Source organism: Ensifer adhaerens, from assembly GCF_020035535.1.
In the GTDB taxonomy this organism is placed as follows: Bacteria; Pseudomonadota; Alphaproteobacteria; order Rhizobiales; family Rhizobiaceae; genus Ensifer.
Genome location: NZ_CP083349.1, coordinates 3,390,465 through 3,412,500, shown reverse-complemented (window position 1 = coordinate 3,412,500; position 22,036 = coordinate 3,390,465). Strand labels below are relative to the sequence as shown.

General features: G+C 60.6%; 13 protein-coding genes, 1 tRNA gene and 2 rRNA genes (1 of these 16 running past the window's edge). 8 read left to right on the top strand and 8 right to left on the bottom strand.

Annotated elements, in window-relative coordinates:
- The 4 genes from LAC81_RS16700 to LAC81_RS16685 form a co-directional block, all read left to right on the top strand.
- A 23S ribosomal RNA gene (locus tag LAC81_RS16700) occupies positions 1–2,742 on the top strand; it begins 55 nt to the left of the window's first position.
- Positions 2,743–2,863: 121 nt separating this feature from the next.
- Positions 2,864–2,978 (top strand): 5S ribosomal RNA (gene rrf, locus LAC81_RS16695).
- A gap of 298 nt (positions 2,979–3,276) precedes the next feature.
- A tRNA-Met gene (locus LAC81_RS16690) sits at positions 3,277–3,353 on the top strand.
- Positions 3,354–3,659: 306 nt separating this feature from the next.
- Complete coding sequence (locus LAC81_RS16685; RefSeq protein WP_223725703.1) at positions 3,660–4,640, top strand: sensor histidine kinase; 981 nt, start codon at positions 3,660–3,662, stop codon at positions 4,638–4,640.
- Here the strand turns inward: LAC81_RS16685 and LAC81_RS16680 are convergent.
- Entirely contained in the window at positions 4,547–5,524 is a 978-nt protein-coding gene (locus LAC81_RS16680; RefSeq protein WP_223725702.1) for a DUF2950 domain-containing protein, read from the bottom strand. The genes LAC81_RS16685 and LAC81_RS16680 overlap by 94 nt on opposite strands.
- Before the next feature lie 21 nt (positions 5,525–5,545).
- Positions 5,546–6,928 carry a DUF3300 domain-containing protein gene (locus LAC81_RS16675; protein WP_223725701.1) on the bottom strand — a complete coding sequence of 461 codons (1,383 nt, stop codon included), beginning with the start codon at positions 6,926–6,928 and terminating at the stop codon, positions 5,546–5,548.
- A gap of 367 nt (positions 6,929–7,295) precedes the next feature.
- Here LAC81_RS16675 and LAC81_RS16670 point away from each other — a divergent pair, with 367 nt between their 5' ends.
- Positions 7,296–8,432 carry an AI-2E family transporter gene (locus tag LAC81_RS16670; RefSeq protein WP_223725700.1) on the top strand — a complete coding sequence of 379 codons (1,137 nt, stop codon included), beginning with the start codon at positions 7,296–7,298 and terminating at the stop codon, positions 8,430–8,432.
- A gap of 12 nt (positions 8,433–8,444) precedes the next feature.
- On the opposite strand, the gene LAC81_RS16665 is transcribed toward LAC81_RS16670, so the two are convergent.
- Both LAC81_RS16665 and LAC81_RS16660 read right to left on the bottom strand, forming a co-directional pair.
- Positions 8,445–10,211, bottom strand: a complete 1,767-nt coding sequence (locus LAC81_RS16665) for a hypothetical protein (protein WP_223725699.1) — start codon at positions 10,209–10,211, stop codon at positions 8,445–8,447.
- Between the two features lie 257 nt (positions 10,212–10,468).
- Positions 10,469–12,466 (bottom strand): putative bifunctional diguanylate cyclase/phosphodiesterase, encoded by a 1,998-nt coding sequence (locus tag LAC81_RS16660; RefSeq protein ID WP_223725698.1) that lies wholly within the window; start codon positions 12,464–12,466, stop codon positions 10,469–10,471.
- Between the two features lie 313 nt (positions 12,467–12,779).
- Here LAC81_RS16660 and LAC81_RS16655 point away from each other — a divergent pair, with 313 nt between their 5' ends.
- The gene (locus LAC81_RS16655) at positions 12,780–13,823 is read left to right on the top strand and encodes a class I SAM-dependent methyltransferase (protein ID WP_223725697.1); all 1,044 of its coding nucleotides are present in this window, start codon (positions 12,780–12,782) and stop codon (positions 13,821–13,823) included.
- A 102-nt stretch (positions 13,824–13,925) separates the two neighbouring features.
- Here the strand turns inward: LAC81_RS16655 and LAC81_RS16650 are convergent, their stop codons facing one another.
- Positions 13,926–14,525, bottom strand: a complete 600-nt coding sequence (locus LAC81_RS16650; protein ID WP_223725696.1) for a TetR/AcrR family transcriptional regulator — start codon at positions 14,523–14,525, stop codon at positions 13,926–13,928.
- Positions 14,526–14,803: 278 nt separating this feature from the next.
- On the opposite strand from LAC81_RS16650, the gene LAC81_RS16645 reads away from it, so the two are divergent.
- Together LAC81_RS16645 and LAC81_RS16640 are read left to right on the top strand one after the other, a co-directional pair.
- Positions 14,804–15,967, top strand: a complete 1,164-nt coding sequence (locus LAC81_RS16645) for an efflux RND transporter periplasmic adaptor subunit (RefSeq protein WP_223725695.1) — start codon at positions 14,804–14,806, stop codon at positions 15,965–15,967.
- Complete coding sequence (locus tag LAC81_RS16640) at positions 15,964–19,062, top strand: efflux RND transporter permease subunit (RefSeq protein WP_223725694.1); 3,099 nt, start codon at positions 15,964–15,966, stop codon at positions 19,060–19,062. The genes LAC81_RS16645 and LAC81_RS16640 overlap by 4 nt, the downstream gene beginning before the upstream one ends.
- 120 nt (positions 19,063–19,182) lie before the next feature.
- Here LAC81_RS16640 and LAC81_RS16635 read toward each other — a convergent pair whose 3' ends face one another.
- Genes LAC81_RS16635 through LAC81_RS16625 form a run of 3 tightly spaced genes read right to left on the bottom strand, consistent with a single transcriptional unit; the run spans position 19,183 to position 21,840 of the window.
- The gene (locus tag LAC81_RS16635; RefSeq protein WP_223725693.1) at positions 19,183–19,941 is read right to left on the bottom strand and encodes an ABC transporter ATP-binding protein; all 759 of its coding nucleotides are present in this window, start codon (positions 19,939–19,941) and stop codon (positions 19,183–19,185) included.
- Entirely contained in the window at positions 19,938–20,906 is a 969-nt protein-coding gene (locus tag LAC81_RS16630) for an iron chelate uptake ABC transporter family permease subunit (RefSeq protein WP_223725692.1), read from the bottom strand. Before LAC81_RS16630 ends, LAC81_RS16635 begins: the two co-directional genes overlap by 4 nt.
- A complete protein-coding gene (locus tag LAC81_RS16625; protein ID WP_223727844.1) occupies positions 20,896–21,840 on the bottom strand; it encodes an ABC transporter permease in 945 nt (314 codons plus the stop codon). The genes LAC81_RS16630 and LAC81_RS16625 overlap by 11 nt, the downstream gene beginning before the upstream one ends.
- Positions 21,841–22,036: the final 196 nt, after the last annotated feature.

Here is a 22,036-nt window from a genome sequence, read left to right as displayed (position 1 = left end):
GACGTGATACGCTGCGATAAGCCGTGGGGAGCTGCGAATAAGCTTTGATCCATGGATCTCCGAATGGGGGAACCCACCTTAAATGCTTGGAAAATTTAAGTCGTACGCAAGTACGGCTTAGGTTTCCAAGTATTGTTTAAAGGTATCTTACTCTGAATACATAGGGGTAAGAAGCGAACGCAGGGAACTGAAACATCTAAGTACCTGCAGGAAAGGACATCAACCGAGACTCCGCAAGTAGTGGCGAGCGAACGCGGACCAGGCCAGTGGCAATGAGGAATAAAGTGGAACGACATGGAAAGGTCGGCCGTAGAGGGTGATAGCCCCTTACACGTAGAACATTCATTGTCCTTGAGTAAGGCGGGACACGTGAAATCCTGTCTGAACATGGGGAGACCACTCTCCAAGCCTAAGTACTCGTGCATGACCGATAGCGAACAAGTACCGTGAGGGAAAGGTGAAAAGCACCCCGACAAGGGGAGTGAAATAGAACCTGAAACCGGATGCCTACAAACAGTTGGAGCCCGCAAGGGTGACAGCGTACCTTTTGTATAATGGGTCAACGACTTAGTGTGACGAGCAAGCTTAAGCCGATAGGTGAAGGCGCAGCGAAAGCGAGTCTGAACAGGGCGTTCAGTTCGTCGCATTAGACCCGAAACCGAGTGATCTAGCCATGAGCAGGTTGAAGGTTGGGTAACACCAACTGGAGGACCGAACCCGCATCTGTTGCAATAGATTGGGATGACTTGTGGTTAGGGGTGAAAGGCCAATCAAACTCGGAAATAGCTGGTTCTCCGCGAAATCTATTTAGGTAGAGCGTCGACCGAATACCCTCGGGGGTAGAGCACTGGATGGGCTATGGGGACTCACCGTCTTACTGATCCTAACCAAACTCCGAATACCGAGGAGTACTAGTCGGCAGACACACGGCGGGTGCTAACGTCCGTCGTGAAAAGGGCAACAACCCTGACCTCCAGCTAAGGTCCCCAAGTCATGGCTAAGTGGGAAAGGATGTGAGGATCCCAAAACAACCAGGATGTTGGCTTAGAAGCAGCCATCATTTAAAGAAAGCGTAACAGCTCACTGGTCTAAATAAGGGTCTTTGCGCCGAAAATGTAACGGGGCTAAAGCCATGCACCGAAGCTGAGGATGTATCGCAAGATACGTGGTAGCGGAGCGTTCCGTAAGCCTGTGAAGGGATACCCGTGAGGGGTCCTGGAGGTATCGGAAGTGCGAATGTTGACATGAGTAACGATAAAGAGGGTGAGAGACCCTCTCGCCGAAAGACCAAGGGTTCCTGCTTAAAGTTAATCTGAGCAGGGTTAGCCGGCCCCTAAGACGAGGCGGACACGCGTAGTCGATGGGAACCACGTTAATATTCGTGGGCCTGGTGGTAGTGACGGATCGCTTAACTTGTTCGGACTTATTGGATTGTCCGGGCGGGGACGCGGTTCCAGGAAATAGCTCCACCATTATAGACCGTACCCGAAACCGACACAGGTGGTCAGGTAGAGTATACCAAGGCGCTTGAGAGAACTATGCTGAAGGAACTCGGCAAATTGCACGCGTAACTTCGGAAGAAGCGTGACCCTTTTGTACGCAAGTATGGAAGGGTGGCACAGACCAGGGGGTAGCGACTGTTTATCAAAAACACAGGGCTCTGCGAAGTCGCAAGACGACGTATAGGGTCTGACGCCTGCCCGGTGCTGGAAGGTTAAGAGGAGGGGTGCAAGCTCTGAATCGAAGCCCCAGTAAACGGCGGCCGTAACTATAACGGTCCTAAGGTAGCGAAATTCCTTGTCGGGTAAGTTCCGACCTGCACGAATGGCGTAACGACTTCCCCGCTGTCTCCAGCATAGACTCAGTGAAATTGAATTCCCCGTGAAGATGCGGGGTTCCTGCGGTCAGACGGAAAGACCCCGTGCACCTTTACTATAGCTTTACACTGGCATTCGTGTCGGCATGTGTAGGATAGGTGGTAGGCTTTGAAGCAGGGACGCCAGTTCTTGTGGAGCCATCCTTGAAATACCACCCTTATCGTCATGGATGTCTAACCGCGGTCCGTCATCCGGATCCGGGACAGTGTATGGTGGGTAGTTTGACTGGGGCGGTCGCCTCCGAAAGAGTAACGGAGGCGCGCGATGGTGGGCTCAGACCGGTCGGAAATCGGTCGTCGAGTGCAATGGCATAAGCCCGCCTGACTGCGAGACTGACAAGTCGAGCAGAGACGAAAGTCGGTCATAGTGATCCGGTGGTCCCGCGTGGAAGGGCCATCGCTCAACGGATAAAAGGTACGCCGGGGATAACAGGCTGATGACCCCCAAGAGTCCATATCGACGGGGTTGTTTGGCACCTCGATGTCGGCTCATCGCATCCTGGGGCTGGAGCAGGTCCCAAGGGTTTGGCTGTTCGCCAATTAAAGCGGTACGTGAGCTGGGTTCAGAACGTCGTGAGACAGTTCGGTCCCTATCTGCCGTGGGTGTAGGAATATTGACAGGATCTGTCCCTAGTACGAGAGGACCGGGATGGACATATCTCTGGTGGACCTGTTGTCCTGCCAAGGGCATAGCAGGGTAGCTATATATGGAATGGATAACCGCTGAAGGCATCTAAGCGGGAAACCAACCTGAAAACGAGTATTCCCTTGAGAACCGTGGAAGACGACCACGTTGATAGGCTGGGTGTGGAAGTGCGGCAACGCATGAAGCTTACCAGTACTAATCGTTCGATTGGCTTGATCGTTCCCATTGCTTGTGTTCATCGATAGATGAAATGACGTGTTCAAAACAAAACGAAGCATCTCGCTTCACCAGCTTCTCATCCGGTTTGCGCCAAGCTAGGCGCAAATCTTGCGCTTTGCCGACCTGGTGGTTCTGGCGGGGTGGCTGCACCCGTTCCCATTCCGAACACGGCCGTGAAACGCCCCAGCGCCGATGGTACTTCGTCTTAAGACGCGGGAGAGTAGGTCGCTGCCAGGTCTGCAAAACGCAAGATAAAACCCGGAAATCAAACGATCATCTTCTCTTCCGCCTCGGCCCAGCCGAACACGGGCCGCCCTCAAGCGGCCCTTTTGTTTTGCTAGACCGGAAACAAGCAGTGCGTCCCTTACACGAGACAAATCCTCACGGATTTGCTCGGAACAGACCATAAATCCCTTCGGGATTTACGTTACCGCGACAAATCCCATAGGGATTTGCGCTGACCGGATAAACGGGATTTTGCCTCCGGCAAAACCCGGAATAAGCGGATAAACCGCAAAGCGGTTTACCGCGATGGCGCGGGGTGGAGCAGCCCGGTAGCTCGTCAGGCTCATAACCTGAAGGCCGCAGGTTCAAATCCTGCCCCCGCAACCAAAACATACAAAAAGCCCCCAAGCAGAAATGCAAGGGGGCTTTTGACGTTCCAAACGCCGAAAAGCCACCTCCGCGTCCCCGCAAGGATCTCGTCAGACAGAGCCGAATCCTCCGTCATCCGCGCGCCAGGATCAGCACCCCCACCGTCGCTGACAACATCCCGATCGCCGCGCCGAGCGGACGTAATCTTCGCGCGGATTGAATTCGCTTGCTGATCCGCTACGCCACCCAAAATCATCGTGTGCCTGCTGCTGTCTCTGATCAGCTCGCTCGGGATGTCTCTGCTCGACTACTACCTGTACACAGGTGATCCTGTCGCCCGCGGTCGTGCCGTTCAATATCATGGATTACGGCTATGCGGTCTGTTACCGCATGTCGATCTTCTTTGGCTGGTCGTTCCTCTTTGTCGCGCTGCTCAATCACATGGACGTCCGCGCCCGGGATCTGAAACTGATTGCCCCGCGCGAAGAGGCCCTGGCCGCTCGGATGCGCGCTTTGCAATATCAGATAAATCCGCATTTTCTGTTCAACACGCTCAATTCCATCACCGGCCTGGTGGAGGAGGGGGCATCACATCGGGCGGAGCGAATGATCATGTCGCTCTCGGGATTCCTGCGGTCGACGCTGCAGCTCGATCCGATGCGCGAATTGCGGCTTGTGGACGAGATGGCCCTGCAGAGAGAGTATCTCGATATCGAGAAAGAGCGGTTTTCCGACCGCATGGGAGTCCGTATCGACGTCCCTGCCGAGCTCGAGGGTGCCATGGTCCCAAGTCTGATCCTGCAGCCGCTGATCGAGAACGCGGTAAAACATGGAGTCGGCCGTTCCGTCGGCGAGGTCGAAATTCACATCCAGGCGAGCCGGGTCGGAGAGGCGCTCATTCTGTCCGTCGAAAATGACGTTACCGCATCTGTATTCGGCAAGGCGGGAGAGGGGCTCGGCATCGGCCTTGCCAATGTCGCTCATCGGGTCAGGACGCATTTCCCGGAGGGGGCATCACTGACCGCCGGCCGTGTCGGACCGGCTCGCTATCGCGTTTCGCTGCATATGCCGCTCAGAATTGGGCAAGGGGAAGCAGAGCCAACCGACAATAGGCCGCAAGCTCGACAATCGATGTTGAGCGATGGGGCTTCCTCCGACGCAGGCCGGGGGAAGTCCGGCCTGGCAAAAAAATCGTCAGCTGCGACTGCCTCTCAATCGGGCACGACGTCCCATTTGTCGTCGGGATCGAAGCGATCGATGAAGGGCACGATCTCTTCGGTATTCGGCCCGAGATCGCGTTCGTAGACGATGCCCTGCTGGTTGACGACGAAGGTCTTGACGCCGGTCTCGGCATAGCTCACCGGCCACGCGATCAAGGCGAAGCCGCCGATCATGTTGCCGTTGATGACATAGTCGTACCGGCCGCCGGCGATGTTATCGCCCTGCGATGTCAGGATGCGGAAACGGTAGCCGAAGTACCCTTGGCCGGCCTTTGCCTTTTCCAATGCCGCCTCGCTGATCGCATCGCCGACGGGGCTTTCGCCATCGCCCTGATCGGCCGGCCAGTAAAGCCCGTCCGTCTGTCCGGGTGTGCTGATCAGCTTCTGGGCATATTCGAGCACGCCATCGGCGTCGCGATCCTGCGAGGCGTATTCCTTCTGGGCATCGACATAGGCCTGTACCGTATCGATCGCTTCCAATTCGTTCTCGCCGACGCGGCGATTGACGATTTCCTCGAGCCCGACATAGGTGTCGAAGGCCCATTTGCCGTCTTCGCCCTTGGTGATCGGGAATGGCAGCGGCCAGAGCCGATCGCCGATCTGGATAATCTTGCGTCCTTCGAGATCATTCACGGTGACATTGCGGGCGGCACCTTCGCGGATGAGCGCAAAGGTATCCATCGCCCCTTCACCGGCCTTCAGCTTCTCGGCATTGAGTCCGAGAAGTTTCGCCAGACCGTCGAAATCATTTGCGGCGAGCTTCGCCTTGAATTCGTCGACCGCCTTGGCCGGGTCATCGAAGACCGGAGGATCTTCGTCCGCCGCATAGGCGTCGAGGCCGGCCGCCATTTGATCCGTTGGTGCCTGTTCCGCCGGCGCCGTTGTCTGCGCGGATGCGTTGAGCGGTACGGCGGCCAGTGCGAGGGCGATCGCCGTTCCCAGGAGAAGCGGATGAAAGAGCTTTGCCATGGTCGTTCTCCTATGATCCGTTCAACGTCTGCGTCCGCCGCCACCACCACGACCGCCGCCGCCACGGTGAATCGGCGGCCTGCCGCCACCGCGGCTCATTTGTGGCCGCCCGCCACCGCGCTGGCCGCCGCCCATGCTCTGGCCACCGCGGCGTGACGAGTTGATTTCGCGCCGTCCGGGATTGACGTTGCCGAGGCCCGATGGGTTTCTCGATCGGTTCTGCGCCTTGGAGGCCATCTTCTTCTTGCCGCCCTGACGGTTGACCTGAGAAGGTTTTTTGCCCGAGGGACGATTGATGCTCGGCTTGCCGTCGCCGGCGCGCGCTTTTGCGATCGCCTGCCCGCCACCGGCCCCACCTGGTCTGGCTGCCGGCCTCTGCTGGGCCTTCAGCCCATCAAGCGTGCTCTTGCGCACGTCCCTGATCTGACCGCCGCCACCACCGCCGGGCCGTGCGTTCGGCCGATCGCGGTTGATCTCGGCGGCGCGGTTGCGCAGGTTGTTGTTGCCGTTTGCCTTGATGTTGTTCTTGATGCTGTTTCGGTCGAAATGTTGAAGCTGGTCGCGGTCGAAGTTGATCTTGCTGCGATCGACATTCTTCCAGTCGACGTCGTTCCACTTGACCTTGCCGTTGATGTTGTTGAAGCAGTTGTTGCAGTCGATGTCCATGTCGCCGCCATTCCAGCGGCCGCCCCAGACGCCCCAATCGTCCCAGTCGACGATCGCGGCGAAGGCAGCACCGGTCACAGCACCTGCAAAGAAGGCTGCGCCGGGATACCAATAGGCCGGATAGGGTTCGTCATAGTAGCCGATCGGCGCCGGTGCATAATTCGGCTCGTACAGCATCTCCGGCGGATACTGCGGCACGTAGATCGTTTCAGGATTGGCTGCCTGGATGACGACGTTGTCGCCTTGCTGGACCACCGTCACCTTGTCGTCGCTCTTGATGATATTCTTGGCGACCGCTTCGTCACGCAATTGCTGTATCGCGATCAGCACATCCTTCTGCTGATTGGCGATCGCGTCGCCGAAAGACTGCGTCCATTCGAGGTCTTCACTCATCATCTTGACGATCTGGGGATAGTTGAGCAGCGAAATGACGCTGCCGTCCCAATCGTCCTTTGGCTTCATGTCCGGCTTTTTCTGGCGAGCCTCGAGGAAGCGCTCCGCCTCGACGATCTGCAGCGGATAGAGCGCGGCAGCGGAGATCAAGGCCACCAGTTCGTCCGGATAGAGTGCGATGCGCGCGACCAGAACTTCGAGTTCGTCGTCGCTCAGCGGTTCCGGCGCTGTCTGCTGCTCAGCCGCCGGGGCGCTTGCCGACTGCTGTGCCAAAACTGCCGTGATGGGCGTTGAAATCAGTATCGTCACTGCGCTGCCAAGCGCGATGATCGTTTTTCTGATCATCTGTCCAGCCTCCCTCTGTTGGCTGAGGCGCGCGGGCGCTTGAACAAGCGCGCGTGACAGCCCCCTGTCGACGCTCTTTCGGCTGCAACGAGAGCTTGATCGTGCTGCAGCTTATATTCCTAATGCCGTCTGTCACTGGTATCTCTAGAGGAGGCGCGCCGATGGGGAAGCCCGAATGACGTATGCTACTGTATGTTACTGCCGATTGGCCGTTGCGGGCGTACGATCCGCATGACTGTTGCATAGGGAGAGGTATGTTGGCTGCCGGCCGGGGCAGACCTCGGGCATCTTTGATTCGGCAAGACGCGGGCCGTCGATAAGCCGCGGTGGCACAGTGATGTGCCACATCCAGGGGTGAGGGGCGAGAATGGCTGATGATCCTTCCCGAACGGGCGCGGCGGGCGATGGAGCGACCAGCCCCCCGTCCTTCGAGGCGAAAATTACGGATATCGCCAGGATTGGTATCGTCGGGCTTTTTGCCTATTGGGCCCTGACGCTGATCGCGCCGTTCGCCATCATCCTCATATGGGCGGCAATCCTTGCCGTGGCGCTCTACCCGGCCTATGCCCGGCTGGGCCGCTTTCTCGGCTCTCGACGATTGGCGTCCTTTCTCATCACGCTCATCTGCCTGGCCGTCATCGTCGGCCCATTGACGGCGATTGCCGTCAGCTTCGCCGAAGGGCTCCAGGCGCTGCTTGCAAAACTTGCCGACGGCTCTCTCCGGGTGCCGGTACCGCCGGAATACGTTCACGACTGGCCGATCATCGGCGAACGGCTGCATGCGGTCTGGAGCATGGCATCGGATAATCTCGAAGCGCTCCTGCGCAAGCTCGAGCCTTCGCTGATGCAGGCAGGCAGCAAGGCGCTCGGCAAGATAGCGAGCATCGGCGCCGAGGTGTTGAGCTTCGTCGTGTCCGTGTTGGTGGCCGGATTCCTTTTCGGTTCCGGTGAACGGCTGGCGGAGATGGCACAGCGCTTCTCCGGCAGGATCGGTGGCGACCGGGGCATCGGCTTCCTGCGTCTGGCGGCGGCGACCATCCGCAACGTTGCGCGAGGGGTGATCGGCGTCGCGCTGCTGCAGGCGTTTCTCTGTGCCCTGGTGCTCGGCCTGTTCCATGTGCCGGCGCCGGGTGCGATCGCTTTCGTCGTGCTCATCCTCTGCATCATCCAGATCGGGCCTGCTCTGGTTCTGCTTCCGGTGATCATCTGGGCATGGGTGACGATGGACTTCGGTCCAGCGCTGCTTCTGACGATTCTGTTGGTCCCGCTCTTTGTCATCGACAATGTGATGAAGCCGATCCTGGTGGCCCGCGGGCTTTCGACGCCGACGCTGGTCATTCTGCTCGGGGTACTTGGTGGGACCCTGTCCTATGGGCTGATCGGGCTCTTTCTGGGGCCGATCGTTCTCAGTGTCGTCCATGACCTGCTGATGGTGTGGATGCAGGGGGATACTGCGCGGCAAAAGCCGCAACCCGATGCGTCGCAGTCGCCGCGCCCGGTTTGATCGCAGGCCTTGTCAGTGGATCGAGCTATCGGTGCGCGCCTGCTCGAATTCGGTTTCGGGAATCGGGACGCCCGCCTTGCGCAAGCCATCAAGAAGCTGTTGGCGATCCTGTGCACGGCGCAGCCTCAGAGTGACCTCCTGAGGGATAGCTTCGAGCAGGCCCGGCAGGTTGGTTTCGATCCACTTCCTCTCTTCCTGCGCTTGGGCGCCTTTGCCGAGCTTGCCGAGCGTTGCCAGAAGCATGATCCGGGAGAATGCATGGGTGCGCAGATCGGCCATGCGCGCCCATCGCTCGGCGGAGACATAGTCACTACCGAAGTAGGAGCAGACCGAGAGTGCCGCCTCGAAATAGCTTGCGGGACCGGAGTTGCGGGCGACGCTTTCCGATAGAAGTTTGCAGCCGGAGTCCCATTGGCCCGATAGTGCCAGCCGGAACCCGTATTCGCCGGCAAATTCAGCGTCGTTGGGATTGATCGCAAGCGCGCGCGCGCCAACGGCCAGAGCGGCATCGACATCACCGCGGAAGAACAGGGCAAGCATCCTCGCCTCGAGAGCGCGCACGTCCTGGGGATCCAGTTCCACGGCACGGGCTGCCGCGTCGGCTGCCCGCTCCAGCGTAGCCGGGGTGGAATGGTCGAGGCGATCCTGGAAGGCGTCGATATAGGCCATCGACAGTAGTGCCCAGGCCGTCGCATAGGTCGGTGTCTGTTGGGTCGCCTGTTGCAGACAGGCCTGCACGCCAGCACGGCTCTGCGCGCCGACGTCGCCACGATGACCGTAGTAGCTCAGGGTGCAGGCATAGGCTTGCCAGTCATCGGGAACCGACTGTTTGAACGCCGTGGCATTTGCCTGGAAAATCGCGCCATAGGGCTGCGCCACGGCACCGGCCACCGCGGCTGCAGCCTTCACCTGCAGTTCGATGGTTTTGCCGGCTTCCAGCTGCTCGTCATAGGTATTCGCCCATACGACGGATCCATCGGATCGCTGGATGAGTCTGGCGACGAGCCGGAGTCTCTCGCCGTCGAACCGCACCCGGCCCTCCAGGGCAAAAATTGGCCCGCCTTGCGGCGAACCGTCAGGGCCCTCCTGCGTGACGACGATGAGTTCCTTGAATTTGGCAATATTGCCGACGACCTCGTCCGTCAGTCCGCGGGTCATCATCGCCGATTGGGACGTCCCCGACAGATCTTCAAAGGGGGTGACGACGATCTTCGGGATCGTCGGCCGCGTGTGGACGATGGCCGTCTCCGTTTTGGGAAGAAGGAGTGCAGCCGCTCCCAGACCGCTACCGATGGCGAGAACGGCTGCCGCGGCAAGCCAGGCTCCTCGCCGGGCACGGAGAGCCGACGGATTGCGTCCGGCGCTTGGGGGCACGTCCTTGCCTGGCGGAAGCCAGACATCAACGCGGCGCTCGAAGGTGGGCACGTAGGCGCCCTTGGGTATGCTGATGATAATCGGATCGGTCCGCCCGGCAACGAGGTAGTAGCGTTCGAGCGCCCGGCGAATGCGGCCTGCCTCGATCCGCACTGCCGGATCCGTCTGCGGATCGAAAGAAGAATCCCGACCGAAGACCTCGGTCGCAATCGAGTAGGCCTTTATTCGGTCTCCTCGGCCGGCAAGTGCTTCCTCGATGACATAGGTGAGGAACTTACGGTCACGTTCCGGAGCGTCGAACTCGGCACTTTGGCGAATTCGATCAAGTTGCACCAGAATTTCCGCGTCGGTGGGTGGGGCAGTTGCCGGTTCGATCCGGCTGTCCTGCCGACTTTCCATGGCCATGCACGCTCCCATGGGTCACAATTTGAGATTGTATCCGGCGGCACTGTAAGTTCCCGTATCCTACGTCTCTACCCGGGCAAAGCGCAATATGTATTAGCGGGCTTTGCTAAAGTTGTGCTTCGGCCGGGTTCAACGTGAGCGGACAGCAGGGTATCCCGGATTTCGGGCACATTGACCTCAAAAGAGCGTTCCCGCTGCCGTAGGACTGCTTGAAGGTATTGCGGCCGAGATTGAGGGTCAGGCACGCACGATCCCTGTTAGGATCGTGCGCCGTTTCGCAGCGGAATGCGCGGCTTGTCCGTCGGTGTGCGGAAAGCTTCTGCCGGCGCGGGCCGACCGACGTGGAAGCCCTGGACCTGGTCGATCCGGAAACGTCGCATCAGCGCCAGCTGTTCGTCGGTCTCGACGCCTTCGATCAGGATCTTGTGGCCGCGGTTGCGCACCAGCCCGATAATGTCCTGCAACATGGCGCGACCCTTTGGCGAGCTGCAATCGTGCAGGAACGACCGGTCGACCTTCACCGTATCGAAATCGATCAGGCGCAGCCAGGAAAGGCCGGCAAAGCCTGTGCCGAAGTCATCCAGCCAGATCCTGATGCCCAGCGTTTCCAGGTCGCTGATACAGCGCAGGATACCCGAATGCATCTCCATTTCGAGCCCTTCGGTGATCTCGAAGGCAAGTCGGCTGCCGGCCACCCCGGTCTCTCCGAGGATCGCGGCGACCGAGGTTGCAAACCCCGGGGTCTTCAGCTGGATCGGCGATACGTTGACGCTGACGAGTGGAATATGGTTGTCGATGAGGAGCTCGCAGCAGACGGTCTTGATCGCCCAGCGGCCGAGGTCGAGAATCGCGCCGGTCCGCTCGGCAACCGGAATGAAAAGGCTCGGCGGAACCGACGTGCCGTCCAGCATTGTCAGGCGCATCAGGGCTTCGACAGCCTCGACCTCGCCGGTCATCACGTTTCTGATCGGCTGGTAGACGAGCGACACAAGGTTCTGGTCGACCGCGATCTTCAAAAGCGCGGCGATGTTTTCGCTCTCGTCGCTGCTTTGCGGGTCGTTCGGGTCGAACAGCTTTGCACAGTTGCGACCGCTCGCCTTGGCGGCATAGAGCGCGCGATCCGCCTCGTGGATGATCTTCTCGAGTTTGGCGCCGGTCTGGTTGCGGGTGAAGGCGGCGCCGACGCTGACGGTCACGATGGAAACACCGTCGCGGCGCTGCTCATGCACCAGCCGCATGTTTTCGACGGTACGGCAGATCACTTCCGCCAGTTCGGCTGCCTGCTCCAGGGTATCCAGGCGGGCAAGAATGATGAATTCCTCGCCGCCGTAGCGGCCAATCGAGCCGTTGTAGTCCTTGATTGCCTCGCCGAGCGCATTGGCCACCAAAACCAGGCAGCGATCGCCTTCCTGATGGCCGTAGCAGTCGTTGTATTTCTTGAAGAAATCAACGTCGATCAGCATGGCGGAGAAGTTCTTCCCGAGCTTCTGCCAATCGTTCCAATAGTCACGCAGCTGCTGGTCGATGGCGCGGCGATTGTCCAGGCCGGTCAGAGGATCGGTGTTGGATAGCCGCAGGAGCGCCATGCCGCGTTCCGACGCTTCGTTCTGCTGGATCTTCGCCTCGAAGGCGTTCAGGAAAACCTTGTAGCGCTCGCGGTTGAGCTTCCAGTTTACGTAGGAGGTGAAGATGAAACAGGAAACGTAGAAGGTTCCAAACGCGATCAGATAGGAAGGATCGTGCTCGGAGAAGAAGGACAGGGCGATGAAGAACGTCGTCAGGACGATCCCGGAGGCGAAGACCGAGAGGCGGAACCGGAAACTGAAGAAGAGATTGGCGCCCATCATGAAGATGGCGCCGAAGATCATGTAATAGGACATGCTGCTGGTGTCAGCCGTCATCATCGCAGGGACGAGCCAGCCGATATAGCCAAAGACCAGCGCGCCGGCACACGTGCCGTCGAGCCACTTGGTTCGGGCCTTTATGCGATACAGGATCTCAAAGGTCAGTAGCGAGCCGATGCCGACGAAGAGGCGCGCGACAATCGTATAGAACGCGACATCTGGGACCAGCAGAACGTCGATCGCGCAAAACGACAGATAGACGGCAACCGCGACCCACAGGCCCTGCCTGGTCGCCGCACGGCGGCCGGCCTCGCCCTCCATTCGATAGAGCGTCTGAAGCTCAGCCAAATGCGGCCGGTGCGGCTGCTTGTGCAGGTCGATGTCAACTACGTCGGCCAACGTGTGCTTCATGCACTGATCCATCGAGTTGCGTCACGGTCAACGGAAATCGGTCGTCGCTTTTCCATCAATGGACGTTGTTTCGGACACTCCATACTTGCCGCTCGCGTTAAACCTGCAACAGGGGCGGGTGGCGCGGGGTGGGATGATAGGATGTGTCCATTAAGTTTTGTTAAATTAAAGGGCCGGAACGCCTAGGATTAGACATAACCCAAAGGGAGGAAGCACGAGAATTTACCTTATTATATACAAAAACTTGCAAACCGGCCCGTAATGCGCGCATCTTCGCCAGCATTGTTAACAAAGCATTAACGGATGGTCTCGCGTGCGCCAATTTCAAACGGTTTTCGACGGTCAAAGCCTGATTACTCCCAAGGCGATGGCCGATGAGTTCGTTTCGCCCAGGGGCGAGCGGCACGACGAACAACTCTCGCTCGGCAGGGCCGAGCTCGCAGTGATTCTCAGGATTGCTCAGGAGCAATTTCTGCAAGGGACTGACCCGGCGAAGATTATCGATCGGCTTGCAGCCGCCCTTCATGAAACGAGGGCCAAGTTCCACCCGAACGTTTGGCAGGAACTGATACCGATCGCGCAGGCACATCCGGTGGCGGAGTACTTCCTCCAGGACCCGTTCACCCGGTGGTCCTCCGAAAAGCCCCGGGGATACTCGGGCGACGCGCAGTTGCTCGACTTCATCTACGGCCATGCGAGCGTCGCCAAGGAGATCGAGCGGGCATCGCCGGTCGGACGAGCGCTTTACGACTACACCAGGGACGCGTCCTCCTCGGTCGCGGTACGCGAGCGTCGCGACCTTCTGACCCGGCACGTCGACGAGATCGCCGCCAGCCGCGGTTCCCAGGCTGAAATTCTGACGATTGCCGCCGGTCATCTGCGCGAAGCCAATCGTTCGGTGGCGCTTCAGGAGCGCCGGATCAAGCGTTGGGTGGCGCTCGATCAGGATCCGCTCAGCGTCGGTTCGATCAGCCGCGATTTCGCTGGCACCTGCATCGAAGCCGTCGACGGCTCCGTCCGCAGCCTGCTTGGCCGCGACCAGAAACTCGGCAAATTCGACTTCATCTATGCCGCCGGCCTCTACGACTATCTTGCCGACAAGGTGGCCATCAAGCTGACGCATCGCTGCCTGCAGATGCTGAAGCCGAACGGCGTCTTCCTGTTCGCCAACTTCGCCCAGGATATCGGCGTCGACGGCTACATGGAGACCTTCATGAACTGGGCGCTGCTTTTGCGTTCGGAGGCGGATATGTGGAACATTATCCACAAGAGCGCGGGCAAGGCCGCCATCGATGCGCGCGTCCAGTTCGGTGCCAACCGCAACATCGTCTACGGCATCATCCAGAAGCGCTCCTGATACTGCTTCCGGATTAGTCTTCCGCCGGCACCAGGCCGGCGGAGCTTGAAATCGTCAAGCGCGGCGAGGCGTACCCGCTGCCGTCAATCCGTTCGCAAGGCGTCAGTTCTGCAGGCGGAGAAACCGTGTCAGTAGAAGCCTCAGCATTGCGCCTTCGTCCTTCGGCTTGAAGCCGGGGTCGACAGCGACCCGGCTGAAAATGCCGTCGATGATTGCGGCGATCCATCGGGCGGCACGGTCGGCATCCACAATCCGATCGACCTGGTTTCGATCCGCTGCGCCCCGAAGCAGGGCTGACAGGGCTTTCTGAAGTTCTGCGTCGTTCGCGGCAGCAAGCGTGCCGATCCGCTCGTCACGCATCGCTTCCGCCGCGATTTCGAGCGCTATGCTCGAATAGGTCGGATCGCCTGCAAGCTCGAGAACGCTGTCCATGAAACCGAGCAGGGCGGCGAAGAGGTCTTCGGCTTCACCCAATTTTCGGAAAATCTCCGCCGTTTCTTGACGTTCCTCCTCCACGATCGCCGCGATAATGGTGTGCTTGGTCGGAAAGTAATGGAAGAGATTGCCCGGGCTCATGCCTGCCTCGGCACAGATTTCGGCAGTCGACGTGCCGTGGAAGCCCTTGCGCGCAAAACAGCTGATTGCAGCATCGAGGATCAATCGACGTTTGGCGGCGTGTTTCTCGGGGTCGACCTTGCGCATCGCCAGTTCTCCTTGCCAGGTATTCCTATTATTAGACCGAGCACTCTAATTTCATGGGGTGGTGCTCCGGTGTCAAGGTCGTTTGCCGACAGGAACTCCGCCATTCTCCCGCAATGATAGTATGTAATCTGCCTTACAATTGTCGCGTTTGATGCGTCAAGATTATTAGATTGACTGATCTAATAATTATTCGCCGCAGTTTGTCCGATCTCGAGGCCGGCAGCTTGGAGCGCCCGTGTTTCCGATCCGACTGGCCTTACCAATGGAAAGCCAATGAAATGAGACGTACCGTTGAGTTGAAAGCCATCCTTGCTGCGCTCTTCACGCTCGCCATGACGGGTGGTGTGGCGAGCGCCTCCGGGGAGGCGGCTGCGTCCGTTCCCGTCGAGAGTGCAGCAATCGGCCGTACCGTGTCGACGCTCGTCGCCGATAGCCGCCCGCAGGCGTGGACGCGATCCTTCGCCGGCATCTTCGTCGCTCGCGAGGAGATTGCGGTCGGCACGACCTTGACCGACCAGCGCATCGCCAAAGTCGAAGTCGAGATCGGGGACCGGGTCGCTGCCGGACAGGTGATTGCCAGGCTGGAGACCGACATGCTGGAAAACCTTCTGCGGGAGGCGGAAGGCCGGGTTGCCCGCGCCGGCGCCACGATGGCGCGCGAAGCGGAAACCGTGACGCAGGAGCAGAGGAAGCTCGCCCGAGCCCGGCAATTGCGCCACCTTCAGGCCGAAACCATCCTCGAAGAGCGTGTCTCCGCACTCGCGATCGCCGAGCAGGCGGTGAAGGTCGCACGGGCCGACTACGAGCAGGCGGAAGCACTCGAGGCCGAGGCACGCCGCAAGCTCGAACGCGCGGTGATCGTGGCTCCTGCCGCCGGCGTCGTCTCCGAGCGGCTCGCCCGCGCCGGCGCGCTAGCGGGCGCGGACCCGCTCGTCAAGCTGATCCGCGACGGCGAGATCGAGTTTGCGGCAGAAGTGCCGGAAACGGAACTGCCGCTCCTCGCAGTCGATCAGGTGGTCAAGGTCAAGCTCTCCGGCCGCAGTGACTGGATCGAGGGGAAGGTACGGGTGATCAATCCGAAGATCGACCGCGAAACTCGACTCGGGACCGCTCAGGTCACGTTGAACACAGGCAAGCCCCCCTTTGCCGGCACGTTCGGCCGGGCGGAGATCGTCGTGGCCGAGCGCAAGGCGATCATGGTCGATGATTCCGCGCTGCTTTACGGGGCTCCCGACGGCAAGGTTTCGGTCTTCGTGGTTGATGCCGGCAAAGTGACGCGCAAGACGGTTCAACCGGGCATGCGTCAGGGTGGCAAGGTCGAGATCGTCTCCGGGCTTGCGGCCGGCGACCGGGTCGTTCTCAAGGCCGGCGTGTCCCTGCGCGAAGGCGAAGCGGTCCTCGTGAAGGATGTTCAGCCGACGCAGACGGGTAAGCAGCAATGACCAGCAACATTTCTGCCTGGGCGATCCGAAAGCCCGTTCCGACGATCGTTCTCTTCGTTGTTCTCACATTGATGGGTATCGCCTCGTTCCTGCGGCTGCCGGTCAATGCCAATCCAAGCGTGTCTTTCCCGGTCGTGACGGTAACGATCACGCAGCCGAGCGCCCAGCCCGCCGAAATGGAAACGCAGGTGACGCGCCGCGTCGAAGGAGTGGCTGCCGGCCTCGTCGGGGTCAGCCACATCCGCTCGACCATCACCAATGGCGTGTCGACGACCACGGTCGAATTCAAGATCGGGACCGATCCCGACCGGGCCGCAAACGACGTGCGCGAGGCCGTGGCCCAAATCCGCGCCGACCTGCCGCAATCCATCCAGGAACCGATCGTCTCGCGCCTCGACGTCGACGGCAGCGCCATCGTCTATTACGCGGTGCGGGCACCCCACATGTCGGAAGTGGAGTTGTCCTGGTTCGTCGACGATACGATCACCAGCGAGCTGCTGACGCTGCCGGGCGTACAGAAGGTGCAGCGCCTCGGTGGCGTCAACCGCGAAGTCCGGGTTTCGCTCAATCCCGAACGGCTGTTGGCGCTCGGCATAACGGCGGACCAGGTCAACACGGCGCTCAGGGAAATCAACACCAACATCCCGAGTGGCCGTGGCGAAATCGGCGGGCGCGAGCAATCGATCCGTACGGTCGGCAGTGCCGGCTCGGTAGAGGAGCTCTCGCGGCTCTCGATCCCGCTTTCCAGCGGCCGCTGGCTGCAGCTTTCCGATATCGCGACGATCGAGGACACATCCTCCGAGCCGCGCAACTTCGCCCGTTTCGATGGTGAGCCCGTCGTGAGCTTCTCGGTTTCGCGGAGCAAGGGGGCGAGCGACACCGTCGTCGCCGAGGCCGTCATCAAGCGGTTGAAGGAAATCCAGGCGCGCACGCCCGGCGTCGAAATGACGGAGCTGATCTCGCTCGTCGAATACACCCAGGAAAGCTACGATGCGGCCGTCACCGCGCTGATTGAAGGGGCGTTGCTGACCGTCGTCGTCGTTTTCGCCTTTCTGCGCAACTGGCGAGCGACGCTGATCTCCGCGCTTGCCATGCCGCTCTCCATCCTGCCGACCTTCGCGGTGATGGACCTGCTCGGTTTCACGCTCAACGGCATCAGTCTTCTGGCACTAACGCTCGTTATCGGCATTCTCGTCGATGACGCGATCGTCGAGATCGAGAACATCGAGCGGCACGTGGACATGGGCAAGCGTCCGTTTCTCGCGGCGATCGATGCGGCGGATGCGATCGGTCTCGCAATCGTCGCAACGACGCTGACGATCGTTGCCGTCTTTGCGCCGGTCAGCTTCATCGGCGGCGCCGTCGGGCAATACTTCAAGCAATTCGGCCTGACGGTTGCGATTGCCGTGCTGTTCTCGTTGCTGGTTGCTCGCCTGCTGACGCCGCTGATGGCGGCCTATCTCCTGCAGCCGCGAGCCCACCACGGCCATTCCGGCAAGCCGTCGCGGATCGCCGAGGCCTATCGGCGCATGCTCGGCTGGACGCTCGATCATCGCAAGACCGCGCTCTCAATGGTCGCGCTGATCTTCATCGGCTCGATCGCGCTTCTGACCATGCTGCCGACAGGCTTCCTGCCGACGAACGACAGCAATGTTTCGCAGCTCAAGATCACTCTGCCGCCCGGCACGAGGCTCGAAGAGACGGCACGCATTTCCGATGATCTGGTTGCCAAGCTCAAGGCGCGGCCGGAGGTCGAGAACGTCCTGGCGACGGCGGATGATCTCAACGAGGTGTCGCTTCGCATCAAGCTCAAACCGCGAAAGGAACGCGCACTCGATCGCAAGTCCTTCGAAATGTCACTCCGTCCGCTGCTGGCGGCAACGCCCGATATCCAGGCGACGTTCTCGTCGGAGCAGGGAGCCAAGGACCTTTCCATCTACTTGACGAGTGACGATCCGGAGGCGCTGATGGCTTCGGTGCGGCGCCTTGAGAAGGAGATGCGCGTGCTTCCGGGACTGGTCAGCGTCCAGTCGACCGAGCCGCTGCTTTCTCCTGAGCTTCTGGTCAAGCCGCGGTTCGACGAGGCGGCGAGGCTCGGCGTATCGGTGACGTCGATCGGTACCGTCGCCCGCATCGCGACGATGGGAGATAGCGAGAGCAACTCGGCGCGCTTCAATCTCGGCAATCGCCAGGTGCCGATCCGCGTCATGCTCGACCAGGCGGCCAGAGGCGACGTCGACACGCTGCGCAATCTGAGGGTCGGTACAAATGCCGGCACGGTGGTACCGTTGACCTCGGTTGCTGATGTTTCCTTCGGCGCGGAGGAAAGCAGCGTCGAACGCCTCGATCGCAAGCGTCTGATCGCTGTCGAGGCCAACCTCAACGGTATGACTCTCGGCACGGCCTTCGAGGCGATCTCGGCGCTTCCGGCCATGACCGAACTGCCCGCAGGCGTATCGCAGGCCAATTATGGCGACGCGGAATACATGTCAGAGATGTTCCGCAACTTCGCCTTGGCACTGCTTGCCGGCATCCTGATGGTCGCGGCGGTTCTGGTTCTCCTGTTCAAGGACTTCCTGCAGCCGGTTACCATCCTGGTTGCCTTGCCGCTGTCGATCGGCGGGGCGGCGCTGGCTTTGATCCTGTTCGGTGCGGCTCTCGACCTTTCGTCGATGATCGGGATCCTGATGCTGATGGGGATCGTCTGCAAGAACTCGATCCTGCTCGTCGACCATGCGATCGAGTGCCGCAACGAGGGCGCCGACCGGCGCACGGCCCTGCTGACGGCGGGCGTCACCCGCGCCCGACCGATCATCATGACGACCATCGCCATGGTGGCGGGCATGGTTCCGGCAGTCATCGGTGTCGGCGCAGGTGCCGCCTTCCGGGCACCGATGGCAATCGCCGTAATCGGCGGGCTCATCACCTCGACGGCATTAAGCCTCGTCTTCGTGCCTGTGATGTTTACCGTGATGGATGACATCAACACGAGAATGGGTCGCTGGCTGAAGCGGTTCTCTTCGGTGACTGACGAGGATCATGCGGCGGATGCGGCCCGGATCGCCAAGGAGGGCGCAGGAGCGACCGCCGGCTAGCGTATCGTCTTGTGCCAGCTACGATCACGGTCAAAGCGCGCTGTCGGGGCTCTCCGTGCAGCGCGCTTTGTGTGGTTCGGCCAGAGCATGCATTGTGCAATCTCCTGGACGCATGGCCCTTCAATCGAAATAGTTCACGAGGCGCGTTTCGCCGACGGCGTGAACGCGGCAGTCGACGTCGAAGATTTCCCGCAGGCGGGCCGGCACGATCATGTCTTGCGGCGGTCCCTCGAAGGCGAGGCGGCCGGACTGCATTGCGACGATGCGGTCGGAATAGGCCGAGGCGAAGTTGATATCGTGCAGCACGACGACCACGGTCTTGTCGAAGTCGTCGGCGAGGCGCCGCAACAGCTTCATCGTCTCGACCGCATGCTTGATGTCGAGATTGTTCAGCGGCTCGTCGAACAGCATGTAGTCGGTGTCCTGGCAGAGCACCATGGCGATGAAGGCGCGCTGGCGCTGGCCGCCGGAGAGTTCGTCGAGAAAGCGATTCCGGCAGGGCTCGAGCCCGAGATAGGCGATCGAGCGCTCGATATGTTCGGCATCGGCAGCGGTCAGCCGCCCCTTGGAATAGGGATAGCGGCCGAAGGCGACGAGATCGCGTACGCTGAGGCGGGCGGTGATGTGGTTGTCCTGGCGCATGATCGAGAGCCGCCGGGCCAGCACGTCGCCGGCTGTGCGGCTGACGTCGAGACCGTCGATCAGCACCTTGCCCGTATCCATCGGCATCAGCCGGCTGACGATTGATAGCAGTGTCGACTTGCCGGCGCCGTTCGGGCCGATGATCGACGTCAGGCCGCCGGTCGGCAGGGTCAGCGACACCCGGTCGACGACCGCGTTGCCGCCGTAGGATTTCGTCACCTCTTGGATTTCGATCATCGGGCGGAGCCTCGGACAAGCAGGAAGATGAAGACAAGGCCACCGAAGAATTCGATGACGATGCTGAGCGCCGTGTTGAAGGAAAACAGCCGCTCGAGGATGACCTGACCACCGACGAGCGTGGCAATCGCGATGCAGATGGCGACCGGCAGGACGAAGCGGTGGCTGGCGGTCGGCGTCAGCTGCCAGGCGAGGCTTGCGACCAGCAGGCCGAAGAAGGTCACCGGTCCGACCAGCGCGGTGGAGACCGACACCAGAACAGCTATCAGCACCAGCAGAAGAGTGACGACGCGCTGATGGTCGACGCCGAGGCCGATGGATGCTTCGCGCCCGAGGGCGAGCACGTCGAAGGTCGGCGAAAGCCGCCACAGAACGAAGGTCACGGCGAGGGTTGCCGCGGCGGCAATGCCGAGCAGATTGGCATCGATGCTGTTGAAGCTCGCAAACAGCCTGTCCTGCAGCACCACGAACTCATTGGGATCGAGGATGCGCTGCAGGAAAGACGAAAGACTGCGGAACAGGCCGCCCAGGATGACGCCGACCAGCATCAGAAGATGCAGGCTGCGGCTTGCGCCGGAAAAGAGCGCCCGAAACAACAGAAGCGAGAGGCCGACCATGACGGCCGTGTCGACGAGGAACTGCAGCCGCGGATCGACGGTGCTGGCGCCCGCAGCGCCCAGGAAAAACACCATGATCGTCTGCAGCAGGATGTACATGGCATCGAAGCCGATGATCGATGGTGTCAGGATGCGGTTGCCCGAGATCGTCTGGAACAGCACCGTCGAGACCGCGATCGCGTAGGCGACCAGCACCATGCCGAGCAGTTTCGTGCCGCGGAAGGAGATCAGGAAGGACCAGTTCCCCTTGGCACCGATGGTCATGAAAGCGACCATCGAAACGAGGGCAAGCACGGCAGACGCAATCAGGACGGTGGACGGAGATAGCCTTCTGGCATCAGCCTGCATGGGATCGCCTCGAAAGCAGGAGATGGAGAAAGATCAGGCTGCCGATGACGCCCATGACCGTTCCCACGGGGATTTCGTAGGGCGCGATCACGAGCCGCCCGACGATGTCGCAGGCGAGCACCAGGCCGGCGCCGGAGATGGCGACGACAGGCAGCGTGCGCCTGAGATTGTCACCCATGATGAGGCTGACGATGTTGGGGACCACGAGGCCGAGGAACGGGATCATGCCGACGGTGGCGACGACCGTTGCCGTGACCATGGAGACGATGGCGAGCCCGAGCGTTACGACCTTGTCGTAGTTGAGGCCGACATTGCGGGCGATCGTTTCGCCCATGCCGATGACGGTGAAGCGTGCGGCGGTCGCATAGGCGACGAGGGTGAGCGCGAAACCGATCCACAACAACTCGTAGCGACCACGCAGCACCACCGAGAAGTCACCCGACATCCAGGCGCCCATCGACTGCATCAGGTCGTAGCGATAGGCGATGAAGGTGGTAATGGCGTTGACGACGCCACCGAGCATGAGACCGATGAGCGGCACCATCAGCGCGGAACGCAGGGGAATGCGGCGCAGGATCTGCAGGAACAGGGCGGTCCCGGCAAGTGCCGTCAGCGCCGCGAAAACCATCTTGCCGGCGACCGGCAAGTTGGGGGCGATGAGCATGGCAAGCAGCATGCCGAGCGCGGCGGACTCGGCGGTGCCCGCCGTCGACGGCTCGACGAAACGGTTTCGCGCCAGCATCTGCATGATCGTGCCGGAAACCGCGAGGCCAGCGCCGGCAAGCATCAGCGCGAGCGTGCGCGGCAGGCGGCTTTCGATTACCAGGAACCAGCCGCGTCCCTCGTCTGCTGCGGCGAGACTGCCGACGCCCGTGAAGATGCTGGCGACGGCAAGCAGGAGGATTACGGGGATGGCGATCAGGACCGCTTTCATCATTCGGGTCCGCTCTGCCTGTCGTTCGTCTTCACCACCGTGTGCATGCCCCTTGCCCGTTTGCGCTCGTCTCCCCCGAAGGGCTCAACCTTGCCACCGCGTCGTGGCACTTCGCGAACGGCCCGTCTTACTCTTATATATGATTAGCTTCGTCAAGTTTTCTGCGACATCTTCGGCACGCGGAACCTGTGCATTG